30 protein-coding genes are annotated in these 20,596 nt (G+C 66.0%); 21 read left to right on the plus strand and 9 right to left on the minus strand.

Annotated elements, in window-relative coordinates; translation table 11 throughout:
* From RMQ73_RS03770 to RMQ73_RS03785, 4 genes are all read left to right on the plus strand, one after another.
* On the plus strand, positions 1-665 hold a 665-nt coding region (locus RMQ73_RS03770; RefSeq protein WP_310496691.1), incomplete at its 5' end, for a UbiA family prenyltransferase.
* Complete coding sequence (locus tag RMQ73_RS03775) at positions 662-2,026, plus strand: BCD family MFS transporter (RefSeq protein ID WP_310496692.1); 1,365 nt, start codon at positions 662-664, stop codon at positions 2,024-2,026. The genes RMQ73_RS03770 and RMQ73_RS03775, both read left to right, overlap by 4 nt.
* Positions 2,023-3,249 carry a geranylgeranyl diphosphate reductase gene (locus tag RMQ73_RS03780; RefSeq protein ID WP_310496693.1) on the plus strand — a complete coding sequence of 409 codons (1,227 nt, stop codon included), beginning with the start codon at positions 2,023-2,025 and terminating at the stop codon, positions 3,247-3,249. Before RMQ73_RS03775 ends, RMQ73_RS03780 begins: the two co-directional genes overlap by 4 nt.
* A 9-nt stretch (positions 3,250-3,258) precedes the next feature.
* On the plus strand, positions 3,259-3,732 hold the full coding sequence (locus RMQ73_RS03785) for a TspO/MBR family protein (protein ID WP_310496694.1): 474 nt from the start codon (positions 3,259-3,261) through the stop codon (positions 3,730-3,732).
* A 54-nt stretch (positions 3,733-3,786) separates the two neighbouring features.
* Here RMQ73_RS03785 and RMQ73_RS03790 read toward each other — a convergent pair whose 3' ends face one another.
* The 3 genes from RMQ73_RS03790 to ccmA all read right to left on the minus strand — a co-directional run bounded on the left by RMQ73_RS03790 (position 3,787) and on the right by ccmA (position 5,614).
* Positions 3,787-4,347: a cytochrome c family protein gene (locus RMQ73_RS03790; protein ID WP_310496695.1), complete on the minus strand. Its 561-nt coding sequence runs from the start codon at positions 4,345-4,347 to the stop codon at positions 3,787-3,789.
* 68 nt (positions 4,348-4,415) lie between these two features.
* On the minus strand, positions 4,416-5,042 hold the full coding sequence (gene ccmB, locus RMQ73_RS03795) for a heme exporter protein CcmB (RefSeq protein WP_310496697.1): 627 nt from the start codon (positions 5,040-5,042) through the stop codon (positions 4,416-4,418).
* On the minus strand, positions 5,042-5,614 hold the full coding sequence (gene ccmA, locus RMQ73_RS03800) for a heme ABC exporter ATP-binding protein CcmA (RefSeq protein ID WP_310496700.1): 573 nt from the start codon (positions 5,612-5,614) through the stop codon (positions 5,042-5,044). The genes ccmB and ccmA overlap by 1 nt, the downstream gene beginning before the upstream one ends.
* Before the next feature lie 233 nt (positions 5,615-5,847).
* On the opposite strand from ccmA, the gene RMQ73_RS03805 reads away from it, so the two are divergent.
* Positions 5,848-6,435 carry an inner membrane-spanning protein YciB gene (locus RMQ73_RS03805; RefSeq protein WP_310496702.1) on the plus strand — a complete coding sequence of 196 codons (588 nt, stop codon included), beginning with the start codon at positions 5,848-5,850 and terminating at the stop codon, positions 6,433-6,435.
* Positions 6,436-6,442: 7 nt separating this feature from the next.
* Here the strand turns inward: RMQ73_RS03805 and pspF are convergent, their stop codons facing one another.
* Positions 6,443-7,477, minus strand: coding sequence for a phage shock protein operon transcriptional activator (pspF, locus tag RMQ73_RS03810; protein WP_310496704.1), 1,035 nt, complete (start codon positions 7,475-7,477; stop codon positions 6,443-6,445).
* A 136-nt stretch (positions 7,478-7,613) separates the two neighbouring features.
* Here pspF and RMQ73_RS03815 point away from each other — a divergent pair, with 136 nt between their 5' ends.
* The 13 genes from RMQ73_RS03815 (at position 7,614) to RMQ73_RS03875 (ending at position 12,501) form a co-directional block, all read left to right on the plus strand.
* Positions 7,614-7,802: a hypothetical protein gene (locus RMQ73_RS03815; RefSeq protein WP_310496706.1), complete on the plus strand. Its 189-nt coding sequence runs from the start codon at positions 7,614-7,616 to the stop codon at positions 7,800-7,802.
* A 185-nt stretch (positions 7,803-7,987) separates the two neighbouring features.
* The gene (gene pspA / locus RMQ73_RS03820; RefSeq protein WP_310496709.1) at positions 7,988-8,659 is read left to right on the plus strand and encodes a phage shock protein PspA; all 672 of its coding nucleotides are present in this window, start codon (positions 7,988-7,990) and stop codon (positions 8,657-8,659) included.
* Between the two features lie 5 nt (positions 8,660-8,664).
* Positions 8,665-8,928, plus strand: a complete 264-nt coding sequence (gene pspB, locus RMQ73_RS03825; protein ID WP_310496711.1) for an envelope stress response membrane protein PspB — start codon at positions 8,665-8,667, stop codon at positions 8,926-8,928.
* Between the two features lie 23 nt (positions 8,929-8,951).
* Positions 8,952-9,146, plus strand: a complete 195-nt coding sequence (locus RMQ73_RS03830; RefSeq protein WP_310496713.1) for a PspC domain-containing protein — start codon at positions 8,952-8,954, stop codon at positions 9,144-9,146.
* A 41-nt stretch (positions 9,147-9,187) separates the two neighbouring features.
* Positions 9,188-9,568: an envelope stress response membrane protein PspC gene (gene pspC, locus RMQ73_RS03835; protein ID WP_310496715.1), complete on the plus strand. Its 381-nt coding sequence runs from the start codon at positions 9,188-9,190 to the stop codon at positions 9,566-9,568.
* A gap of 23 nt (positions 9,569-9,591) precedes the next feature.
* On the plus strand, positions 9,592-9,882 hold the full coding sequence (locus RMQ73_RS03840; RefSeq protein WP_310496717.1) for a hypothetical protein: 291 nt from the start codon (positions 9,592-9,594) through the stop codon (positions 9,880-9,882).
* Between the two features lie 11 nt (positions 9,883-9,893).
* Complete coding sequence (locus RMQ73_RS03845; RefSeq protein WP_310496719.1) at positions 9,894-10,166, plus strand: hypothetical protein; 273 nt, start codon at positions 9,894-9,896, stop codon at positions 10,164-10,166.
* An 11-nt stretch (positions 10,167-10,177) separates the two neighbouring features.
* Positions 10,178-10,504: a hypothetical protein gene (locus tag RMQ73_RS03850; RefSeq protein ID WP_310496721.1), complete on the plus strand. Its 327-nt coding sequence runs from the start codon at positions 10,178-10,180 to the stop codon at positions 10,502-10,504.
* 39 nt (positions 10,505-10,543) lie between these two features.
* Positions 10,544-10,792, plus strand: a complete 249-nt coding sequence (locus RMQ73_RS03855) for a hypothetical protein (protein WP_310496723.1) — start codon at positions 10,544-10,546, stop codon at positions 10,790-10,792.
* 34 nt (positions 10,793-10,826) lie between these two features.
* On the plus strand, positions 10,827-11,081 hold the full coding sequence (locus RMQ73_RS03860; protein WP_310496725.1) for a hypothetical protein: 255 nt from the start codon (positions 10,827-10,829) through the stop codon (positions 11,079-11,081).
* An 84-nt stretch (positions 11,082-11,165) separates the two neighbouring features.
* Positions 11,166-11,588, plus strand: coding sequence for a SufE family protein (locus RMQ73_RS03865; protein ID WP_310496727.1), 423 nt, complete (start codon positions 11,166-11,168; stop codon positions 11,586-11,588).
* Positions 11,585-12,070, plus strand: a complete 486-nt coding sequence (locus RMQ73_RS03870) for a PaaI family thioesterase (protein WP_409049826.1) — start codon at positions 11,585-11,587, stop codon at positions 12,068-12,070. The genes RMQ73_RS03865 and RMQ73_RS03870 overlap by 4 nt, the downstream gene beginning before the upstream one ends.
* The gene (locus RMQ73_RS03875) at positions 12,067-12,501 is read left to right on the plus strand and encodes a PaaI family thioesterase (RefSeq protein WP_310496728.1); all 435 of its coding nucleotides are present in this window, start codon (positions 12,067-12,069) and stop codon (positions 12,499-12,501) included. Before RMQ73_RS03870 ends, RMQ73_RS03875 begins: the two co-directional genes overlap by 4 nt.
* Positions 12,502-12,527: 26 nt before the next feature.
* Here the strand turns inward: RMQ73_RS03875 and RMQ73_RS03880 are convergent, their stop codons facing one another.
* The 5 genes from RMQ73_RS03880 to hemC form a co-directional block, all read right to left on the minus strand.
* Positions 12,528-13,562 carry a glycerophosphodiester phosphodiesterase gene (locus tag RMQ73_RS03880; protein WP_310496729.1) on the minus strand — a complete coding sequence of 345 codons (1,035 nt, stop codon included), beginning with the start codon at positions 13,560-13,562 and terminating at the stop codon, positions 12,528-12,530.
* A gap of 101 nt (positions 13,563-13,663) precedes the next feature.
* Positions 13,664-15,004, minus strand: coding sequence for an MFS transporter (locus RMQ73_RS03885; RefSeq protein ID WP_310496730.1), 1,341 nt, complete (start codon positions 15,002-15,004; stop codon positions 13,664-13,666).
* 153 nt (positions 15,005-15,157) lie between these two features.
* A complete protein-coding gene (locus RMQ73_RS03890; RefSeq protein WP_310496731.1) occupies positions 15,158-16,183 on the minus strand; it encodes a hypothetical protein in 1,026 nt (341 codons plus the stop codon).
* A 9-nt stretch (positions 16,184-16,192) separates the two neighbouring features.
* Positions 16,193-16,849, minus strand: a complete 657-nt coding sequence (locus RMQ73_RS03895; protein WP_310496732.1) for a uroporphyrinogen-III synthase — start codon at positions 16,847-16,849, stop codon at positions 16,193-16,195.
* On the minus strand, positions 16,849-17,766 hold the full coding sequence (hemC, locus tag RMQ73_RS03900) for a hydroxymethylbilane synthase (RefSeq protein ID WP_310496734.1): 918 nt from the start codon (positions 17,764-17,766) through the stop codon (positions 16,849-16,851). Before hemC ends, RMQ73_RS03895 begins: the two co-directional genes overlap by 1 nt.
* Positions 17,767-17,910: 144 nt before the next feature.
* Here hemC and RMQ73_RS03905 point away from each other — a divergent pair, with 144 nt between their 5' ends.
* The 3 genes from RMQ73_RS03905 to RMQ73_RS03915 form a co-directional block, all read left to right on the plus strand.
* Positions 17,911-19,302, plus strand: coding sequence for an MATE family efflux transporter (locus tag RMQ73_RS03905; RefSeq protein WP_310496735.1), 1,392 nt, complete (start codon positions 17,911-17,913; stop codon positions 19,300-19,302).
* Positions 19,299-20,354, plus strand: coding sequence for a tRNA (adenosine(37)-N6)-threonylcarbamoyltransferase complex transferase subunit TsaD (tsaD, locus tag RMQ73_RS03910; protein WP_310496736.1), 1,056 nt, complete (start codon positions 19,299-19,301; stop codon positions 20,352-20,354). The genes RMQ73_RS03905 and tsaD overlap by 4 nt, the downstream gene beginning before the upstream one ends.
* Positions 20,351-20,596 (plus strand): 2-dehydropantoate 2-reductase N-terminal domain-containing protein (locus RMQ73_RS03915; RefSeq protein WP_310496737.1); only part of this gene is annotated, 246 nt, incomplete at its 3' end. The genes tsaD and RMQ73_RS03915, both read left to right, overlap by 4 nt.

Raw genomic sequence — 20,596 nt, forward strand, 5'->3', positions numbered from 1 at the left:
ATGCGATCAACGAACCGGGCCGGCCGATCCCGTCGGGCCGCATCCCCGGACGCTGGGGACTTGGCATCGCCATCGCCGGCACGGTTGTTTCGCTGTTCGTCGGTTTTGCCATCAACAGCGTCGTCGGCTGGGCGACGGTGATCGGCATCATCATGTCCTGGGCTTACTCGGCGCCGCCGGTCCGCGCCAAGGCCAATGGCTGGCTGGGGCCACTGGTCTGTGCCGCTGCCTATGAGGGGCTGACCTGGTTTACCGGCGCCGCCGTGATGGTTGGCGGCATGCCCGATGCACGCATCATCATGGTGTTGTGCCTCTATGCCCTGGGCGCCCATGGCATCATGGTGTTGAATGATTTCAAGGCCGTGAAGGGCGACGCGCAAAGCGGGGTGCGCTCGTTGCCGGTGCTGCTCGGAGAGCGGCCAGCGGCGCTGGTGGCCTGCTGGACCATGGCGTTGCCACAGGTGGCGGTTATCGTGCTGCTGGCGCGGTTCGGGCTATTGTGGCCCGCTGCAATGGTGGCGTTCTCGCTGGCCATGCAGGTGGTGCTGATGCAGCGCGTTATTGCCGCCCCGGCCGCAAACGCACCCTTCTACAATGCGACCGGCACCAGCCTTTATGTGCTAGGAATGCTGACCAGTGCCTTTGGCCTGGGGGCTCTGTCATGACCGCGCCGCCACTGGGATGGGCCGGCATTGCCCGGCTTGGGCTGGTGCAAAGCGCTCTTGGCGCCGTCGTAATGTTGTCGTCCTCGTTGCTCAACCGCATCATGGTCGTCGAATATTCGCAGGCTGCGGCGCTGCCGGCAGGATTGGTGGCCTTTCATTATGGCGTGCAACTGTCCCGACCGAAATGGGGCCATGGCTCGGATGCGGGCTGGCGGCGAACCCCTTGGATCATCGGCGGCATGGCCATGCTCGGCAGCGGCGGGCTGCTGGCGACCCAAGCGACGACAATGCTTGGCGGGCCATATTGGACAGCCTTTGGCGTGCTTGTGCTTGCCTATGCAATGATCGGCATCGGAGTGGGCGCCTGCGGCACTTCACTGCTCGCCCTGCTCGCCAGCCGCACCGCCGAATCGCGGCGCCCGGCGGCGGCCTCGCTGACCTGGATCATGATGATCGTCGGCATCATCATTGCTGCCGGCGTGTCTGGACAATTGCTCGACCCTTGGTCGCCGCAGCGCATGCGCCTGGTCGCCGCAGGGCTGGTCTCATGCGCCTTTGTCGTCACGTGCCTCGCGGTCTGGGGCGTTGAAGGGAATACCGGGGGCAAAGCCGACACCGCGCCTGGCAGCGCCGCCCCGGCCGCATTCGGCCCGGCAATTCGCGGCATCTGGGCCGATCCGCTGACGCGCTTGTTCACGATCTTCGTGTTTTTCTCGATGCTGGCCTATTCCATGCAGGATCTAATCCTCGAACCGTTTGCCGGCCTTGTGTTCGGCATGACCCCCGGTCAGTCGACCAGCCTGTCCGGCGTGCAGCACATGGGCGTTCTGGCTGGCATGATACTTGTGGGCGTCGGTGGCCACGGTTTCGGCGGCCGCAGTGTCAAAGGCCGCAGTGTCAAAGGCTGGGCCGGGCCAAGGCTGAAACGCTGGATCGTCGGTGGCTGCATCGGGTCGGCGCTGGCATTGGCGCTGCTGGCGGCGGCCGCCTCTGCCGGGCCCGGCTGGCCGCTGCAAGCAACCGTAGCGCTGCTCGGCTTTGCCAATGGCGTTTTTGCCGTGGCCGCCATCGGCTCGATGCTGGAACTGGCGGGACGCGGCGGGCCTGGCCATGAAGGCATCCGAATGGGGCTATGGGGCGCATCCCAGGCTGCGGCATTTGGCATCGGCGGCTTTGCTGGCGCCTATGCCGTGGATTGGGGGCGGCGGTTGCTCGGCGGCAATGAAGATGCTGGAGGCGCTGCTTTTTCGCTGGTTTTCGCCGTAGAAGCTGGCATGTTCCTGATTGCAGCAGTTATTGCACTGCGCCTGAACGAAGGCATGGCCGAGCCGGCCGTCGCAAAAATGGAGGCTTTGGCGTGAGCGAGTTTTTCGATGTCGTTGTCGTTGGCGGTGGGCCATCGGGCGCCACTGCGGCCAACGACCTGGCCCTTGCAGGTCACAAGGTCATGTTGCTGGACCGCATGGGTCGCATCAAGCCTTGCGGCGGCGCCGTGCCGCCGCGGTTGCTCAAGGATTTCGACGTGCCGCTCGATCAACTGTGCACCACCGCCAATGCGGCGCGCATGATCAGCCCGGCCAACCGCAAGGTCGACATGCCGGTCGGCGAAGACGGCTTTGTCGGCATGGTCGACCGCGATGTCTTCGACGAATGGCTGCGCACACGCGCTGCGACCAACGGTGCCGACCGCCGCGACGGCACCTTCGAGACGATCGAACGCGACGGCGATGGCACGGCCATTGTCTGCTACCGCCCCAAGGGCGCGGCGCGTGGTTCCGAGCCTGTAAAGGTCCGCACCCGGGTGCTGCTGGGCTGCGATGGCGGCAATTCCGCCGTCGCCCGCATCGCGCTGCCCGATGAAAAGCTGCCGTTTGTGGCTGCCTATCACGAGGTCATCGAATCGCCGCCCGAAGGCGTGAACGATTTTGCCGGCAACCGCTGCGATGTTTTTTACCAGGGCAAGCACAGCCCCGATTTCTACGCCTGGGTGTTCCCGCATGGCTCGAAAACCAGCGTCGGGGTGGGCAGCGCCGTCAAGGGCTTCGAACTGCGCAAGGCCGTCGCGAACTTGCGCGAAGAGCTTGGCATGGCCGAAGCCGACTGCAAGACCGTCCGCGTCGAAGGCGCGCCGATCCCGCTCAAACCCCGCAAGAAGTGGGACAATGGCAAGGATGTCATCGTGGCCGGTGATGCCGCCGGCACCGTGGCCCCGGCCAGCGGCGAAGGCATTTTCTATGCCATGACCGCCGGGCGCTTTGCCGGCGAATCCGCTGCCGCCTTTCTCAAGACCGGTGATGTCAAGCAGCTGGCCACCGCCCGCAAGAAGTTCATGAAGCTGCACGGCCAGGTGTTCCTGGTGCTCGGCATCATGCAATGGTTCTGGTATCGTTCGGACAACATGCGCGAACGCTTCGTCAAGTTGTGCATGGACAAGGATATCCAGCAGCTGACCTGGGAAGCCTATATGAACAAGGAAATCCAGAAGAAGAAGCCGATGGCGCACATCAAGATCTTCCTCAAGGACAGCGCCCAGCTGATTTCCGGCCTGCTTTCGGGCGGCGGCGTCCGCACCGGAAAAGTCTGATCCGCGGCCATGTTGGCAGGGCGGTGGATTCTCCCGGCGTTCATCGCCGCCATCGCTGCCTCGTTGACGGCTGCGGTCGGTGCGACGATCACTGACCTGGGCCCATGGTACCAAGGCCTGAACCAGCCGTCATGGGCGCCGCCGAATTGGCTGTTCGGTCCGGCATGGACGGTGTTGTTCCTGCTGTGCACCATATCGGGCACCACGGCATGGCTGGCGGCGCGCACTCGCAGCGGCGGCGATGCCATCATCGGCATGTTCGCCTTGAACGGCTTTCTCAACCTGATGTGGAGCTTCCTGTTCTTCCGCTGGCACCGGCCCGATCTCGCCGCCATTGAAATCGGTCTGCTCTGGGCCTCGATCGCGGCGCTGATCGTCGTGACGTGGCGCGTATCGCGCACAGCTTCCCTGCTTCTGGTACCCTATCTGGCGTGGGTCAGCTTTGCCGCCATGCTCAACCGAGCCATCGTCACACTGAACTGACCGGCCAGCGCACGCTTCGCCCCGGCCGTGTTTGCCCGCAACGACATCCCGATCCTATGCCTTGGTCTTGAGATAGGCGATAACGTCCGCACGATCCTGCGGCTTCTTCAGCCCGGCAAACGCCATGCGCGTACCCGGCATGAATTTCTGGGGCGCCTCAAGATAGGTGAACAGCACATCAGGCGCCCAGGTCACGCCGCTGCTCTTGTTGGCGATGCTGTATTTGAAACCAGCCACCGTCCCGGCCGTGCGGCCCACGACCCCGTGCAACGAGGGGCCGACACGGTTCACACCAGGCTCGGCGACATGGCAAGCCTTGCACTGGGCAAAGACCTTCTCACCCTTGGCGGCATCGCCGGTCAGCGAAGCAAGCGTGACAGCACCGGCGGCAGACGGATCGATCGCTGCAGGTGCAGAACCCGGCGTTGCCGTGGGCGCAGACGCCGGCGCCGCTGCGGGCGCGGCCGGAGCGGGTGCCGCCGCCTCAGGCATTGCTGACGTATCGGCGGGTGCTTCGGTCGGAGATGGCGCCTTGGTTTCGCTGCTTCCACAGGCGGCGAGCAGGCTCAACAGTGCGGCGCTGAAAACCGTTCCGGTCATCGTCTTGATTTGCATGGCATACTCCTGGGGGGCTGGGGTATCAGCGCAAGCTAGCGCAGCCAAAGGATTGCTGCAACTCGGCCTCAGTCGGGGCGCAGGGCCGCCGCCGCTGCGAACGGCCCGATCGCCAGCGCCACCAGACTTGCCGCCATCAACAGCCTGAGCGCGCCCGGCGCATCGGCGCCGACGCCAAAAATCAGGACGGGCAGCGCCAGCGGCAATATGATCAACCCGGCCAGCGCGCCGCCGCCGCGCAGGCTGGCAGTCAAGGCGGCCGCCATCACTGCCAGGCTGGCCAGCGCCGGCGTGCCAGCCAGCAGGGCCAGAGCAAGTTGCCAGCCGACTGCCGGTTCAACACCCAACAACACGCCGGCCACCGGCAATGCAGCAAGCAGTGGCAGTGAAAATCCCAGCCAATGCGCACAGATCCGCGCCGCGCAGACAATCTCCAGAGCGATTCCCCGCACCATCAGCTGGTCTATCGTGCCATCGTCCATGTCCGGCGCCAGCAATGTTTCCACCGGCAGCAACGCCGCCAGCAACGCCGCCACCCACACCACGCCGGGCGCGATGCGCGTCAGCAGCCGGGCATCTGGCCCGATGGCAAACGGGAAAAGCGCAGCAACCAGCACAAAGAACATCACCGGCATCCAGATCGCCGGCGAACGGGCAATCAGCGACAGATCGCGGCGGACCAAGGCAAGGAACATCAACCCAGCCGCACAGTCTGGGGGCAAGCCAGCCCGATTGGCCCGTGCACCGCCGCCACGATCATGCCGCCGGCAGCCCGGTGCTGCGCCATCGCATCGGCCAACAGGCCGCACGACGCGGTGTCGAGGCCTGCCGTCGGCTCGTCGAGCAGCCAAAGCGGCGCGCCCGACGCAATCACGCGCGCCAGCCCGGCGCGCCGGCGCTGGCCCGATGACAGGTGCCGGCTTGGCAGACCGGCAAGCGCCGTCACATTCATCGCTGCCATCGCTGCCGGCAGCCGCTCATTGGCGCCGTCCAGCCGCGCCCAATGGCCCAGTTCTGCACTCAGTTGCATCCGAGGCTTCAGCGCAACGTCATGACCAAGATAGGCCCGGCTGTCGTTACCGGTGATGGTACCATGTTCCGGCGCCAGCAGTCCGGCGATCAGCCGCAGCAATGACGATTTCCCGCTGCCATTGGGCCCTTCGAGATGAAGCGCGCCGCCCGATTCCAACCCGAAGGACAGGTGTTCGAACAACAGCCGATCGCCGCGGCGGCAAGCAAGGTCGGTGGCGGCAAGCAGGTTTGTCACGTTTATCCGATTATCGCGCTTCGGTGGCCGCGTCACCCCTTGCCGAAGGCAACCACTCAGGCGGCCGAAGGCAACTACGCCGGCGGCCGGAGGCAACCACTCAGGCGGCCGGAGGCAACTACGCCGGCGGCCGGAGGCATCCCCGTCGGCGGCGGGGGCTACCCCCAGCGGCGCCCATCGGCTAAGGACGCGCCATGGTTGCCGCACGCCCCCCCTTGTCGACACCGTCGAAGATGCTCATCAACTTTGGACCGCTGCTGATATTCTTTGCTGGCAGCAAGCTGGGCAAAAGCCTGTTCCTGTCCGGCGACCTCGCCATGCTTGGCCTCAAGGAGGCCGACGTCGCCAGCGCCATCGTCGGCACAGCGGCGTTCATGGTCGCCACGGTTCTTGCCGCCGCCTGGTCATGGCTGCGCACCCGGCATGTGCCGCCGGCCATGTTGTTCACCGGTGCCGTCGTGCTGATCCTGGGCGGGCTGACACTCTGGCTCAAGGACAAGGCGTTCATCCAGATCAAGCCCAGCCTGATCTATGCCGGCTTTGCCGCACTGCTCGGGTTCGGTTTGCTGACCGGCCGGCCGACCTTGCAGATCGTCATGGAAGACGCGCTGCCCGGCGTGGACGCCGAAGGCTGGCGGAAACTGACCCGCAACTGGGCGTTGTTCTTCCTGGCATTGATGGCCGCCAACGAGGCGGCACGGCGCATGCTCGGCTATGATGACTGGCTCAGCTTCAAGGTGTGGGGCGTGACGCTGGCAGTGTTCGTATTCACCGCCTTGCAAGGCCCGCTGCTGGCGCGGCATGGTCTCAAAATGGACTGAAGCGCCGCTATTCGCCGGTCAGATCGTGCCGCTTCAGCGCGTGGCGCAGCTGGTCATAACTAAGACCAAGGCTTGCCGCCGTGCGGCGCTGGTTGTGGCGGCAGCGTTCCAGCGCCGCCTCGAGCAGGGATTTTTCATAGGCCGCCACCGCGCCGCGCAGATCGCCGGGGAATGGCTCTGCCGATGGCGGCGCGCTTGCCACGGCCACCGCCGCCACCGGATCATCGGTCACGACACCTGACACGGCCGGCGGCATGGCAGGGGGGCGCCAAGGCGATTCGAACGGATCGATCACGATCTGGCCAACCGGCGTCTCGGCGTCGCCCCATCTATACAACGAACGCTCGATGACGTTCTTGAGCTCGCGGACATTGCCGGGCCAGCCATGACTGTTGAGCAAGGCCATGGCGCGCGGCGTGAAACCCGGAAAGCGCGGCCAGCCCAGTTCGGCCGCCATGCGCCGGGCAAAGTGGCTGGCCAACGTGTCGATGTCCTCGGCACGTTCCCTGAGCGGCGGCAGGGTGATGACCTCGAAACTCAGCCTGTCGAGCAGATCGGCGCGAAACCGGCCCTTCGCGACCAATCGCGGCAAGTCCTCGTTGGTGGCACCCACCAGCCGGACATCAACGGTAATCGCCCGGTTCGAGCCCAGCCGCGTCAGCTCGCCATATTCGACAACGCGCAGCAAGCGCTCCTGGGCGGCCGCCGACAAGGTAGCAATCTCGTCGAGAAACAATGTGCCGCCATCGGCGTCCTCGAACCGACCGGCCCGTGCCTTTTGCGCGCCGGTAAAGGCGCCGGTCTCATAGCCGAAAAGTTCGGCATCGATGAGGTTCTCCGGCAACGCGGCGCAGTTCAGCGACACCAGCGCCGCCGACCAGCGCGGGCTGAGTCGATGCAGACGGTCGGCGATCAGCTCCTTGCCAGTGCCGCGCTCGCCGATGACCAGCACCGGACGGTTCAAGGCGGCAGCCGAAGACGCACGTTCGACCGCATCAAGGAAGGTCGAGGACGAGCCAATCAACTGGGTCTGCACTGCCATGCCGCAAGTTAGTGTTTTTTCCCAATGTTTGGCAAGCTGCGCCTGTATAAATTCACTCCTGCGGTGCTGGTATACAATATTATCAGATAGTTAGCGCAGTTCTGTCACTTGGCACGACTTGTGCAAAGCTATTGGCATGAGCGCCAACGGCCCCCGCCGGAAACGCCAACCACTCAGGAGACAGACCATGACGAACAGCTTCAACAACCTCGGCCGCAACTTCGTCGCCGTTTTCGCCGCCCTGCTTATGGGCACCACTTTCATCGCCGCAGCCACCGCGCCCAGCATGGTGACGCCGACGGCAAACAGCGTTATCGTTGCGTGACCCATACACCCCCCCGGTCCGCAACGACGGCCGGGGCATTGGTTCCCTTCAGTCGCCCCCTCCTGATGGAACCGGCCCCGGCCACTCACTTTAGCGCCACTCACTTTAGCGCCGATCACTTCGACACCGCCTACCGCCCCGCACGCAACACATCACCCCGACTCGAATTTCTGGAGATCTTTCCGATGGGCATTTTTTCCCGCACACGCGACATCATCGCGGCCAATGTGACCGATCTCCTCGATCGCTCCGAAGACCCGGCCAAGATGGTCCGCATGATCATCCTCGAAATGGAGGAAACACTGGTCGAGGTGCGCGCATCGGCAGCCCGGACGATCGCGGATCAAAAGGAAATGCGCCGCGCCATCATCCGCGCGCAGCAGGCCTGCAGTGATTGGCAGGACAAGGCGGAACTGGCCCTGTCCAAGGGCCGCGAGGATCTGGCCAAGGCCGCGCTGGTGGAAAAGAACAAGGCCCGCGCCTTTGTCGATACCACCCAGGCCGAGGTTGATGTGCTCAACGACAGCCTGGCGCTGAACGAGGCCGATATTGCCAAGCTCGAAGCCAAGCTGCGTGAAGCCCGCACCCGGCAGAACGCCCTGCTCAACCGCATCGAAAGCGCCACCCAGCGTTCCAAGCTGCGCGAGATGATCAAGGGCCCGCGCGTCGATGAGGCATTCGCCCGCTTCGATGTGCTGGAACGCCGCGCCGACATGGCCGAAGGCCGCGCCGATGCGCTGGGCCTTGGCGGCCCGCCGCGCAGCCTGGCCGATGAATTCGCCGATCTGGCCACCGACGACGAAGTATCCGCCGAACTGGCCGCCATGAAGGCGCGCCTCGGCAAGACGGAAGGATAATCGCCATGGAAGACGTCCTTCTCCCCGTACTTATCGTCGGCATGCTGTTCATCGGCCTGCCCTGGTTGATCCTGCACTATCTGACCCGCTGGAAATCCAACACCGGCATCAGCCAGCAGGATGAAGTGCTGCTCGACGAACTGCACGAACTGGCCCGGCGCCTCGATTCCCGCATCGAAACCATCGAACGCATCGTCGCCGACGAAAACCCCACCTGGAAAGACAGCCGGATCGCTGATCATTCCGAGCAGCGCCGGGCACTCAAGTGATCCCTGCCAAAAGGAGACACAGCATGGCTGGCACGTTCCTTCTCGACAAGCGCAGCGGCAAAATCATGGGCGTCTGCGCCGGTATCGCCAATTATTTCAATCTGGATGCCATGTGGATCCGCCTCGCCTTTGTCGCGGCAGCCGTGTTCGGCCTCGGATCGCCCATCCTGATTTATCTCATCATCGGCCTCGTCGCCAACAGCAACAGCGCCGGCTGACATAGCGCCGACTGACACAGCGAAAACAGGGAAACATCATCATGCAGCCCCGTCAGACCCGTTTCTACCTCGACAAACGCAACGGCAAGTTCATGGGCGTGTGCGCCGGTATCGCCGACTATTTCGGCTGGGACCCGACGATCGTGCGCATCGGCTTTGCGCTCGGCACCATCCTCGGTTCAGGCGCCTTGATCCTTGTCTATCTGGTGACCGGCTGGGTGGCGCAGGCCAAGCCCGCCGCGCTGTATGACACACGGCCCGAAGACCGCGAATTCTGGCGCGGCCTGCGCGTGGCGCCCAAGCGCACCCTGCGCGATGTCAACGCCTCGTTCCGCGAATCCGACCGCCGGCTGCGCGACCTCGAAGCCTATGTCACCAGCTCGAACAGCCGTTTGTCGGCTGAAATCGAACAGCTGCGCTAGTCGCAGCCAGAGGAGCACAGTCCATGTCGTTCAGCGGCCCGTTTTTCGTCCTCGCCATCATCGCGATGAGCATGGGCGCCTGGGTGATCACCACTGCCATCCGTGCCCGCCACGGCTATCCGCTGGAGGATGAATGGGGCGGCAAGACTCACAAGGGCAGCCCCGAACTGGCCCGGCAAAACGAATTGCTGGCGCAGGAAAACGACCTGCTGCGCGGCAAGATTGGCCGGCTGGAGGAACGCCTGTCCGTCCTGGAACGCATCGCCACCGACGCGCCCGCCCGGCTCACCGCCGAAATTGAACGCCTGAAATAAGGACGCCCGCCATGCAAATGTGGTTCCCGATCCTGGTTTTCTCCATCCCGATCCTCGCCATCATCGGCGGCGTCTTGAAACGCTGGATCAAGCTCAAGGAAAAGCAGCTTGAGGTGACGGCCCATCATTCCGCCGAAAGCGCCGCCCAATATGCCGCCAAGATCGCCACGCTCGAAGAACGCGTCGCCGTACTCAACCGCATCGTCACCGACCGTAACGAAGGGCTGACCGCCCAGATCGAGGCGCTGCGCGACGAGCCGGCTCCGCTCAAGCAAATCAACTGAAAGACTTCATCATGGCTCTCGACCCCGCCATCATCACCGCCATCGCACCGGTGGGCGTGTCCGCCGTGTTCATCGGCACCGTCGGCTGGGTGATGACCACCTGGCTCAAGATCAAGAACGGCTATCCCCTCGAATCGAGCTGGGGCAAGCCGATGCTGCCCATCCAGTCCAATGAACAGACCGAGCGGATTCGCCTGCTCAGCCAGGAAAACGGCCAACTGCGAGCCGAGCTCGGCGCCATCAAGGACCGGCTGCAGGTGCTGGAGCGCATTGCCACCGATGCCCCGGCGCGCCTGTCGGCCCAGATCGACCAGCTCCAGACCACCAAGCTCAACTAACGCAACCCAAGCTGCGGCCAGGCCGCCCGAAAGACCGACATGAACCCGTTTGAAATGGTCGTGATGATCATATTGATCGTCACCATTGGCAAAGTGCTGACTGGCCGCAAGAACCGGATCAGCGAAATCAAGGACCAGCTGGTCGGCGAGGACCGCGGCGGCGCCGAGAACACCCGCCTGCAATCGGAAGTGGCAAGGTTGAACGACCGCATCCGAGTCCTCGAACGCCTCGCCACCGACCCGGCCAAGCGGCTGTCGGACGAAATCGAAAGCCTCAAGGACAAATAGCCCTCTGCGGCCTCATGCGAAAGGAACTTGGCCCATGTCTCCCCCCGTCATGCCCCCTGCCGACTCCCTTGTGATCCTGTCATCCGCCACCCTGATGGGCCTGGCCATGTTGGGCGGTTTCGCCGCCTGGGGCTGGGCCGCGTGGCTCCGCTTCAAAGGCCGCGAGCTTGATGCCCGCCCTGCCGCCGCCGGCACCGACATGCCAGCCATCGGCCAGCGTATCGACCTGGCCGACCTCAAGGAACGCATTCGCAAGCTTGAAGCCATCGCAGCCGGCGTCGACTTCTAGGGCGCCGCCGCTGTCCAGCGGCACTGGCCCCGCGTCACCGTGCAAGGGTTGACCATCGCCGCGCCACGCCGCAATGGGCGGGACATGGCAATCACCCGCTTTGAAGATGTCGAGGCCGAATTCGAGGCCTTTGACGATTGGGACGACCGTTACCGCCTGTTGATCGACCTTGGCCGCGCCATTCCGGCCATGGACCCGGCCACCAAGACCGACGCCAACAAGGTGCGCGGCTGCGCCAGCCAGGTGTGGTTGCAGCCGCATTTCGACGGCACGCACCTGCACCTTGATGCCGACAGCGACGCCGCCATCGTGAAGGGGCTGGTCGCGCTTGTGCTGATGCTGGCGAACGGCCGCACGCCAGCCGAAATCGATACCGCCAACATCCGGACACGCCTTGATGGGCTGGGGCTGGGCCGGCATTTGTCATCCAACCGCACCCAGGGGCTGGCCTCGATGGTCGCCCGTATCGGCGAGCTGGCGCGCAACGCCCAAAGCCAGGCAGCATGACCGAAGCCGAAGATGACGCCGCGCGGCGGCAGCGCCGTTTCGTGCAGCATTTCATGCGCGGCGTGCCCCACAATGCCCAATTGGGCATCGCCTATCGCGGCAGCGGCGAAAACTGGGCAGAACTGGAACTGCCGTTCGCGCCGCATTTGCTGGCCGACCCGGATTATGGCGTCATGGCGTCCGGGCCGATTTTTGCCCTGATGGACACGGCGTCGGGCATGAGCGTGTTCATCACCCGCAAGGCATTCGAACCGCATGCCACGCTGGATCTGCGCGTCGACTACCTGCGCAGCCCGCGCCCCGAGGCCACCGTCATCGGCCGCGCCGAATGTTACCGCATGACACGCCAGATCGCGTTCGTGCGCGGCATTGCCCATGACGGCGACCCGGCCGACCCGATTGCCAATGTGGCGGGCACGTTTATGTTCACCGCGCCATCCGCGCCCGGCATGTTCGCCGCTGCTGCAAAGGCGCCGGCATGACCGCCGCCGGCTTTGCAGACGCACTCCGCAGCGGCACGGCGGGGCCGCTCGACATGCTGCCCTATGGGCGGCTGCTGGCCTTGAGTTTCGCGCGCGACGCCGGCGGCGTGCACCTGCTGATGCCCTATGCCGATGCGCTGATCGGATCGCCAGGGCGGCTGCACGGCGGATCGATCGCCGGGCTGATGGAATTGGCCGGCATGGCGTGCGTGATCACGGCGCAGCCCGCCGGGGAGCCATTGCCGCGCATCCGCCCGATCACCATCACCGTGGATTTCATGCGCGAGGGCGCCGCGCGCGACACCTATGCCGCCGGCACCGTCAGCAAGCTCGGCCGCCGCGTCGTCAACGTGCGCACCACGGCATGGCAGGCCGATCGCGCCAAGCCCATCGCCGCCGCCAACATCAACTTCCTGATCGACTGGCCCTGAAAAGCGACTGACGCTGAGACTGGCCGCTACGCTGGCGGTCCCCCCAGCGCCGCCACTGCCGCGGCAGGCGAGTCGCTGAACACGCCGTCGATGCCGGCTTCGAGGAACAGCCGGATTTCCGCTGCCGCATCACCGCGCGCCCTGGGATCCGCGCCGCGCCGCAGCGCTAGGGGCAGAAAGTAGTTCTCGGGCCGAAACGTCCAGGGATGCACTTGCAGGCCAGCAGCATGTGCATCGGCCACCAGCCCAGTCGGCGCCAGCAAATTGCCGGCGGCATCACGCGGTATGACGCGGGACTTTTCCGGGCCTATCCCGGCGGCATAGGCAGCAACGCCGGTCAGGCCCTGCGGCGTCAGCAGCGCTGCATAGTCATGACCATCGGCAGAACGGCCATCGCCGATCAACTGGATCAACCGCACGCCGGTCTGGCCGTGCAGCGCCTTGAGATTGTCGATTTCAAAGCTCTGGATGAACACCGGCGCGGACTTGCTGGTCCAGCCGGCCTTTTTCAGGGCCGCGAGCAGCAAAGGCTCCAGCGCCAGGCCGAGGCTGCGAAAATGGCTCGGATGCTTGGTTTCGGGATAGATTCCGATGGTTCGCCCTGTCCGCCGCGTCTCGGCCTTGGCCAAGGCGATGATCTCGTCGAGCGTCGGGACAAGCTCCTCGCCGTCGAACGCCATGTTCGCAGCGCGCAGTTGCGGCAGGCGTTCACGCGCGCGCAGCGTCCTGAGTTCGACCAACGTGAAATCCTCGGTGAACCAGCCAGTCATTGCCTCGCCGTCGATGGTCTGCGTGCGCTTTCGGCTCGCAAATTCCGGATGGTCGGCCACATCTGTCGTGCCGGAAATCTCGTTTTCGTGACGCGCGACAAGCACATGGTCCTTTGTCGATACCAGATCCGGCTCGATGAAGTCGGCGCCTTGCGCAATGGCGAGCCGGTAGGCGGCCAGCGTGTGTTCGGGCCGGTCGGCGCTGGCGCCGCGATGGGCAATGATGATGGCCGGTGCCGGCGGTCGCGGCGGAGGCGGCGATGGCGGCAGCGGCGCAGCGGCAGCAGTCATGAGGAACAATCCCGTAAGGGTCGATAATAGTGAAGCCCTGGCCATGGTTCAGCAATAGGCCGGCGGCATGACAAGACAACGACAATCAGGGCAAAGACAGATCATGCGCGCAGCCGGCCACCACCCTTGACGAACAAGAGCAGCAACAGCCCGGTGCCAAGCAAGGCAATCACGGGAATGAAACCCGACGCCTGCGTTCCGCCAATGATCGTGGCCGTCTCGACCAGGAACGGCCCCAGCCACATCGTCGCATAGCCCGACAGCGCATAAATGCCGAAATAGACGCCGAGTTTTTCCGGTGGCACCACGCGCGTCAGCAACGTCCGCGACGAGGCATAGGCGGCGGTCACGGAAACCGCCATGCCGCAGCCCAGCGCCAGAAAGACGATTTCCGGCAGCGTGTTGAACATCGGGCCATCCCAGACCCGCACGGGCACCACAGTCTGGAACAGGATGCGCGACTTGCCCATGCCCAGCACAAGACCCTGGAACACCATGATGGTCAGCAATTCGATGATCACCGCCGGGCGCGGCCCGATCCAGACATCCAGCCGCCCCGCCAACAGCCCGCCCAGCACCGCCGCCACCGACAGAACAATGCCATAGCCGAGCATTTCCAAGGTGCCCCAGCCCATGGTCCCCGAAGCGAATATGCCGCCAAAGACCAGGATCGCCGTCAGCCCGTCGGTGAACACCATGCGGCTGGCCAGATACAAGAGCGGGTTGCGGTTGCCGCGCAGTTCCCGCAGCAGCGCCACCAGATCACCGATGCCGGCACGCAGCGCCTCGCCCCAGCCCAAGGCGGATCGCGGCATGTCCGGGACAAGCAACAGCAGCGGCATCGTCCCAACCAAAAGCGCGATCGCCACTATCGGCGCGGTGATGCGCGCCGGCTCTCCCAGCGCCGGGTCCAAGCCGAGCAGCGGAGACGCTGGCAACCAGGACCAATCCACAGTGCCGGGCAAGGCGAAAGCCACCAGAACACCCAGCAGCATCAGGACCGACATGGCGTTGCCGCCCGCCAGCCCCAGTCCCGAGGCACGCGGCGTGCCGGCCACGCCCGCCGCCGGCACCAGCAGCGCATTGTGCAACATCTCGTGCGCGGCCATCAGCCAGGTCAGCATGCCCATGATCACCGCCACCGCCAGCAACGGCAAGCCGGGCAAACCACTGCCCAGTGGCGGCGCGAACCACAGCGCAGCGACCAGCAGCGCCATCATCGTCACAACAGCGCCAAGGAACGGCTTGCGCGGGCCGATGCGGTCAACGAATGCTCCCAGCAGCGGCGCGGTGAACATCACGGCCCAGCCGCCCCATTTGCTGGCGCCGGCGACCAGCAACTGACCCTCCACCGGGTCGGGCGCCACGCGCGTCACGAAATAGGGTGCAAAAATATAGATCGAGATCAGGATAACATAGGGATCTCGCGCGGCTTGCGCCATCGCCCAGGCATTGGCAGCACGGAGGGAACCGGTCGGCGCAGACGCAATGATGACAGGCTCTCCCCGAGGGACCGGATTGTCATCATGGCGATTGCCGGCGGGGACGCAAGCCCCCGCTTGGCGCGGCTATCGCGTGGCGCTGGGGCCCGACGCTTACCGGAGCGGCGCGGCTGCAAGGCTCCGTGCCGGTGCCAGCGCTGCAAGCACCGGCAAGGCAATCAATGTCGAAGTTTCCAGTGTCGTCAGGCCTTGCTCGCCGGCAGCAAGACGCGCCGCACCGGCCAGCCAACCGGCGGCGTCGCGGCGCACAGCCGGCGGCAGGCGGCGCAATGCCTGTGCCGCAGCCGTGACGTTGCCGCGCGCCATGGCCGCCTCGGCCGATTCGATGGGGCCGACAACGCGCGCATCCGGCCCGGACACCAGTCCGGACACGCTGCTGGTCAGGGCATCCCACCAGCTCTGGCCGCGCGTCGCGCTGTCACCGGCCTTCAGGGCGGTCGCCAGCCGGTCCAGGTCACGTTGCAGGACCGCGCGGGACACCGGTGCCTGGCCCAGCGCCATGACCGACTTCACCGCCTCGGGATACCGTGCGGCAAACAGGCGTTGCAGGCTGGCCTCCAGCGCGCCGATAGGCCGGCCGGCTTCGATGGCGCGGCGCACCATCAATAGGGTCAACAGCCCTTCGGCGCGGTCGGCGGCAGCCATGGCGGTTCCGGCAATGGCAGCGGTGCGGGCCTGTTCCCCATCCACGCGCGCTGTCAGCGCCGACAATTGCGCCGTCAGCGCATCGATCCGCTCGGCATCGCGCGCGATCTGGTCGGTGGAACTTTCGACCCTGGCTTCGGTGCGTGCCAACCGCTCGGCCGGCATGGCGGCCGCCGCGCCATTGCTGCGCCGTTCCAGCTCGGCAAGCCGCAGCTTGAGGGCGGCGGCATCGGCATCCGGCGCCGGCAACGCGGCGGAAAAGGGCAAACGGCTGCGCACTTCGCTTTCGAACCAGGGGTTGGCGATCAACCCGGCCAGAAACACGAACAAGGCGCCCGACAATACCCAGGGCCAGACCGTGCGGGCAGGCCGCGCCGGCAAGGGGCTTGCGATGCCGGCGGACAGCCGCGCGCGCAGCCGCTCGGTGGCATCCATGCTGGCCCGGTCATTGTCGCGCGAATAAGGATCAGTCATGCCGCGTTCTTATGCGTTCTGAACGGCAAGTGCCAGCATCGCCGCTTCGGTCGGCGCGGCGGCACATCGGGTTTCGCGCCAGCCCGTGCCAGCCGCAGCCAGGGCCGCCGGGCTGATCGCAACAAGCCCCAGCGCGGCCCGGTCGCCGCCCAGCCTGTCCCATTCGGCGGCAAAATGCCGGCCGGTACGGGCGCTGTAAACAAGCGCAACATCAGCCAGCGGGAGCGCCGGCATGGGCAAGAGCCGGGCCGCATAGACTGGACGGACATCCAGCACGATGTGCGCGGGCGCGGTGACGGGAGTTCGGTCTTCCCCTGCGAGATGGAGCAGGCAAAGCGGGCCGGCGGCGGCCAGGCCATCGAGCAACTGCTGCACCGTCCCGGCCCCTTCGCGCACATCGGAGAAACCAACTGCCCGCGCCGCTTCGGCAGTCGCGCCGCCCACGGCAAGTAGCGGCAGATGGCGCCAGCGCAGCGCAGCGGCGCCGGCATGGCGCAAGGCCGCCGCACTTGTGATCATCACGGCATCCGGTGCCGTGTCCGGCACAGGCCATGGCAATGGCACGGTCCGCGAAAGCGGCATCACAAGCGCGTCATGGCCCAGGGCCGCCAGCGCGGCCGCCGTGGCATCGGCACCGGGCCGCGGCCGGGTGACGAGAAAACGCATCAGGGGTTGAACAGCGCCCTGATCGCCGGGCCGGCATCGTCCAGCATGTCGGCCGCCATGACTGCAACCAATGCCGGCGCATCGGCGGCATCGGCTTCAAAGCCGCCTTCCTCGATCTCGGTCCCGTCCTCGGTCATGATTTCGGCGCGAAAGGTCACCCGGCCGGCATTAAGCGTCGCCAGGGCCGCGACCGGCGAATGGCAGGTGCCGCCCAAGGCCGCCAGAAAGCCGCGCTCCAGGCCGACGCAGGAGAACGTGTCGTCATGGTTGATCGCAGCCAACAGGCTTAGCACGGTGTCATCGCCCATCCGTGCCGTGATACCGACTGCGCCCTGCGCGCTTGCCGGCAGCATGATATCGGTTTCGATGGTGGCACCGACCGCAACACCGAGCCGGTCCAGCCCGGCAGCAGCCAGCAACGTGGCATCGATGGCACCGCTTTCCACCTTGGCCATGCGGGTGGCGACATTGCCGCGCAGGATCTCGGTCCTGAGGTCCGGGCGCAGGCCCTTCAATTGCGCGGCCCGGCGAGGGCTGGAAGTGCCGACACGCGCGCCATGCGGCAACGCCTCGATGCTGTCGGCGCCAATCAGCCGCTCGCGCACATCGGCGCGGGGCAGCATGGCGGCAAGCGCAATGCCGTCCCTGAGCTGGGTTTCGACATCCTTCATCGAATGCACGCCGCAATCGATGCGGCCATCCATCAATGCGGCATCTAGTTCCTTGGTCCACAGCGCCTTGCCGCCGATTTCGGCCAGCGGCCGGTCTTGCACCCGGTCTCCGGTCGTCGAAATGACGACGATTTCAATGTGGTCCGCGTCCCAGCCGTGCGCAGCGCAAAGTGCTGCCGCCGTCATGTGCGCCTGTGCCAAAGCCAGCGGCGAGCCGCGCGTGCCGATCTTGAATGTCTCGCTCATGGGATCAGTTCATGGAAGCGTCGCGGCGGATTGGCAAGCATGCACATTGCGCCACAGCCCCCGAATTGACGGCACTGGCGGGGCGCGAATCGACAAAGGCAACCGGGTCCGGCAAACTGGGCACGACTCAATTCAGGGACTTTCATGACAAGCCAGGCCGACGGCTCCAACCCGCTCCTGAACGCCCCGCTGGTGCCGTTGCTGGCCCGGCTGGCGCTGCCCAACATGGTTGGCATGATGGCCGGCTCGCTGGCTGCCATCGCCGAGACTTTCTATGTCGGGCAATTGGGTGTGCCGGCACTTGCCGGCATGGCAATCGTGTTTCCCTTCATCATGTTGCAGATGATGCTGTCCGGCGGGGCCATGGGCGGCGGCGTCTCGGCAGCGGTCGCCCGCGCGCTTGGCGCGGGCGATGCGGTGCGCGCCAATGCGCTGGCTGCCCATGCCTTCTGGATCGCCGTTGCGGCCGGGCTGGTCACCACGGCCGTGATGCTGGCGCTGGGTCCGGCGCTGTTCGCGGCGTTGGGCGGAAGCGGTTCTGCGCTGGCACAAGCACTGGCCTATGCCGGCATTGCCTTTCTGGGCGCCACCGGCCTGTGGTTGACCAACATCCTGGCGGCAGTGCTGCGCGGTTCGGGCAACATGAAAGTGCCCGCCACCACCCAACTGGCAACATCGGCGGCACAGGTGCTGCTGGGTGGCGCGCTCGGGCTGGGCTGGGGGCCTCTGCCGCGCCTGGGCATGGCCGGCGTGGCAGCCGGCCAGGTGATCGCCTCGGCCATCGGTGCCATCGTTCTCGCCCGATTCTTGATGTCCGGACGCGCGGCCATCCGGCTGGACCTGCGCCAACCGCTGGTACGCGCCCATTTTACCGATATCCTCAGAATCGGTGCGGTGGCCTGCATCTCGCCGGTACAATCGGTGCTGACCATCGTCATATTGGGCCGACTGGTCGCCGGCTTTGGTGCCACGGCACTGGCCGCCTATGGCATCGGCACGCGGTTGGAATTTCTGCTGACACCGCTGGCGTTTTCGTTCGGCGTCGCGGCTGTGCCGGTGGTCGGCACGGCCATCGGCGCCGGCGAATTCGGCCGCGCCCGCCGCGCTGCCTGGACGGGGGCCGCCATGGCAGGCACCGGCCTCGGGACGTTGGGGCTGGTGCTGGCAATCTGGCCCGGCCTGTGGACGCGGCTGTTCACCGATGATCCCGCGACATTGGCCGTGGCGGCGCAGTATTTCGGCTGGGCCGGGCCGGGTTTCGGCCTGTTCGGCGCTGCTCTGTGCCTGTATTTTGCAAGCATGCCCGCCGGACGCGTCGGCGCGATGGTACTAGCCGGCACCCTGCGGCTGGCCGTGGTCATCGCTGGCGGCGTCTGGCTCGGCATGCATACGGCGCCGCTGTGGACGGTGTTCGCGCTGATCCTGCTCGCCACGACCAGCTTCGGCCTCGCGTCGGTCCTGGCAATGTGGCGCAGCCGCTGGGGCCCGGCGGCGCTCTCGACCGCAGCATCCCGCCCCGCTATGGCAGCGCAGTGAACGCTGGCCCGCTCGTCCTTGGCATCGAATCGTCCTGCGATGAAACCGCGGTGGCGCTGGTGCGAGGAGACCGCAGCATCGTCGCACAGCGCATCGCATCGCAGGACGAGGCGCACCGGCCCTTTGGCGGCGTCGTGCCGGAACTGGCGGCGCGCGCCCATGCCGAACGGCTGACGCCGATGGTCGCCGAGGTGCTGGACGCCGCAGGGATCGGCCTGGCCGAAATCGATGCGGTGGCGGCCACAGCCGGGCCGGGACTGATCGGCGGCGTGATGATCGGGCTGGTCACCGGCAAGGCACTGGCGTTTGCAGCGAACAAACCGCTGATCGCGGTCAACCATCTGGAAGGGCACGCGCTCAGCCCGCGACTCGCCGATGCCGGCCTGCAATTTCCGTATCTGCTGCTGCTGGTGTCGGGTGGTCATTGCCAGCTTCTGGGTGTCGAGGGCGTCGGCCGCTATCGCCGGCTGGCCACCACCATCGATGACGCCATTGGCGAAGCGTTCGACAAGTCGGCCAAGGTGCTGGGCCTTGGCTTTCCCGGCGGCCCGGCGCTGGAACGGGCGGCGCTGACCGGTAACCCGCGCCGCTTCCCCCTGCCAAGGCCATTGATGGGCAGCGCCGAGCCGCATTTTTCCTTCGCCGGTCTGAAATCGGCGGTGCTGCGCGCCCATGCCGCCATGAGCGCGCCGACTGCGCAGGATATTGCCGATCTGGCTGCGGCCTTTCAGCAGGCGGCATGCGATTGCCTGGTGGATCGCACCGCGCGGGCGATCGCAGCCTTTCCATCGGCCACCGCCCTGGTCGTGGCTGGCGGCGTGGCGTCCAACATGGCCATTCGCGGCGCTTTGTCAGCGCTTGCCGGCCGCCACGGCTTGCCGTTTTCGGCGCCGCCGCCGTGGCTGTGCACCGACAATGGCGCGATGATCGCCTGGGCCGGCGCCGAGCGGCTGGCGCTCGGACTGATCGACGGCATGGATGCGCCCGCGCGCCCGCGCTGGCCGCTCGATCCGGGTGCCGAGGCGGTGCGCGGCGCCGGCGTAAAGGCATGAACCGCATCGGCGTGCTGGGCGGCGGCGCCTGGGGCACGGCGTTGGCCGCGGCCATGGCCAGCGATGCCGAGGTGCTGCTCTGGGCCCGCGAACAGCCTGTCATTGATGCCATCAACGCCGCCCACGAAAACACGCTGTTCCTGCCCGGAATCGCGCTGCCCGGCACCGTGCTCGCAACGACTGCCCTGGCGGATCTGGCGACGTGTGACGTCTGGCTGGTGGTCACGCCAGCCCAGCATCTG

The sequence above is a fragment of the Sandarakinorhabdus sp. genome, from assembly GCF_031430775.1.
GTDB lineage: Bacteria > Pseudomonadota > Alphaproteobacteria > Sphingomonadales > Sphingomonadaceae > Sandarakinorhabdus.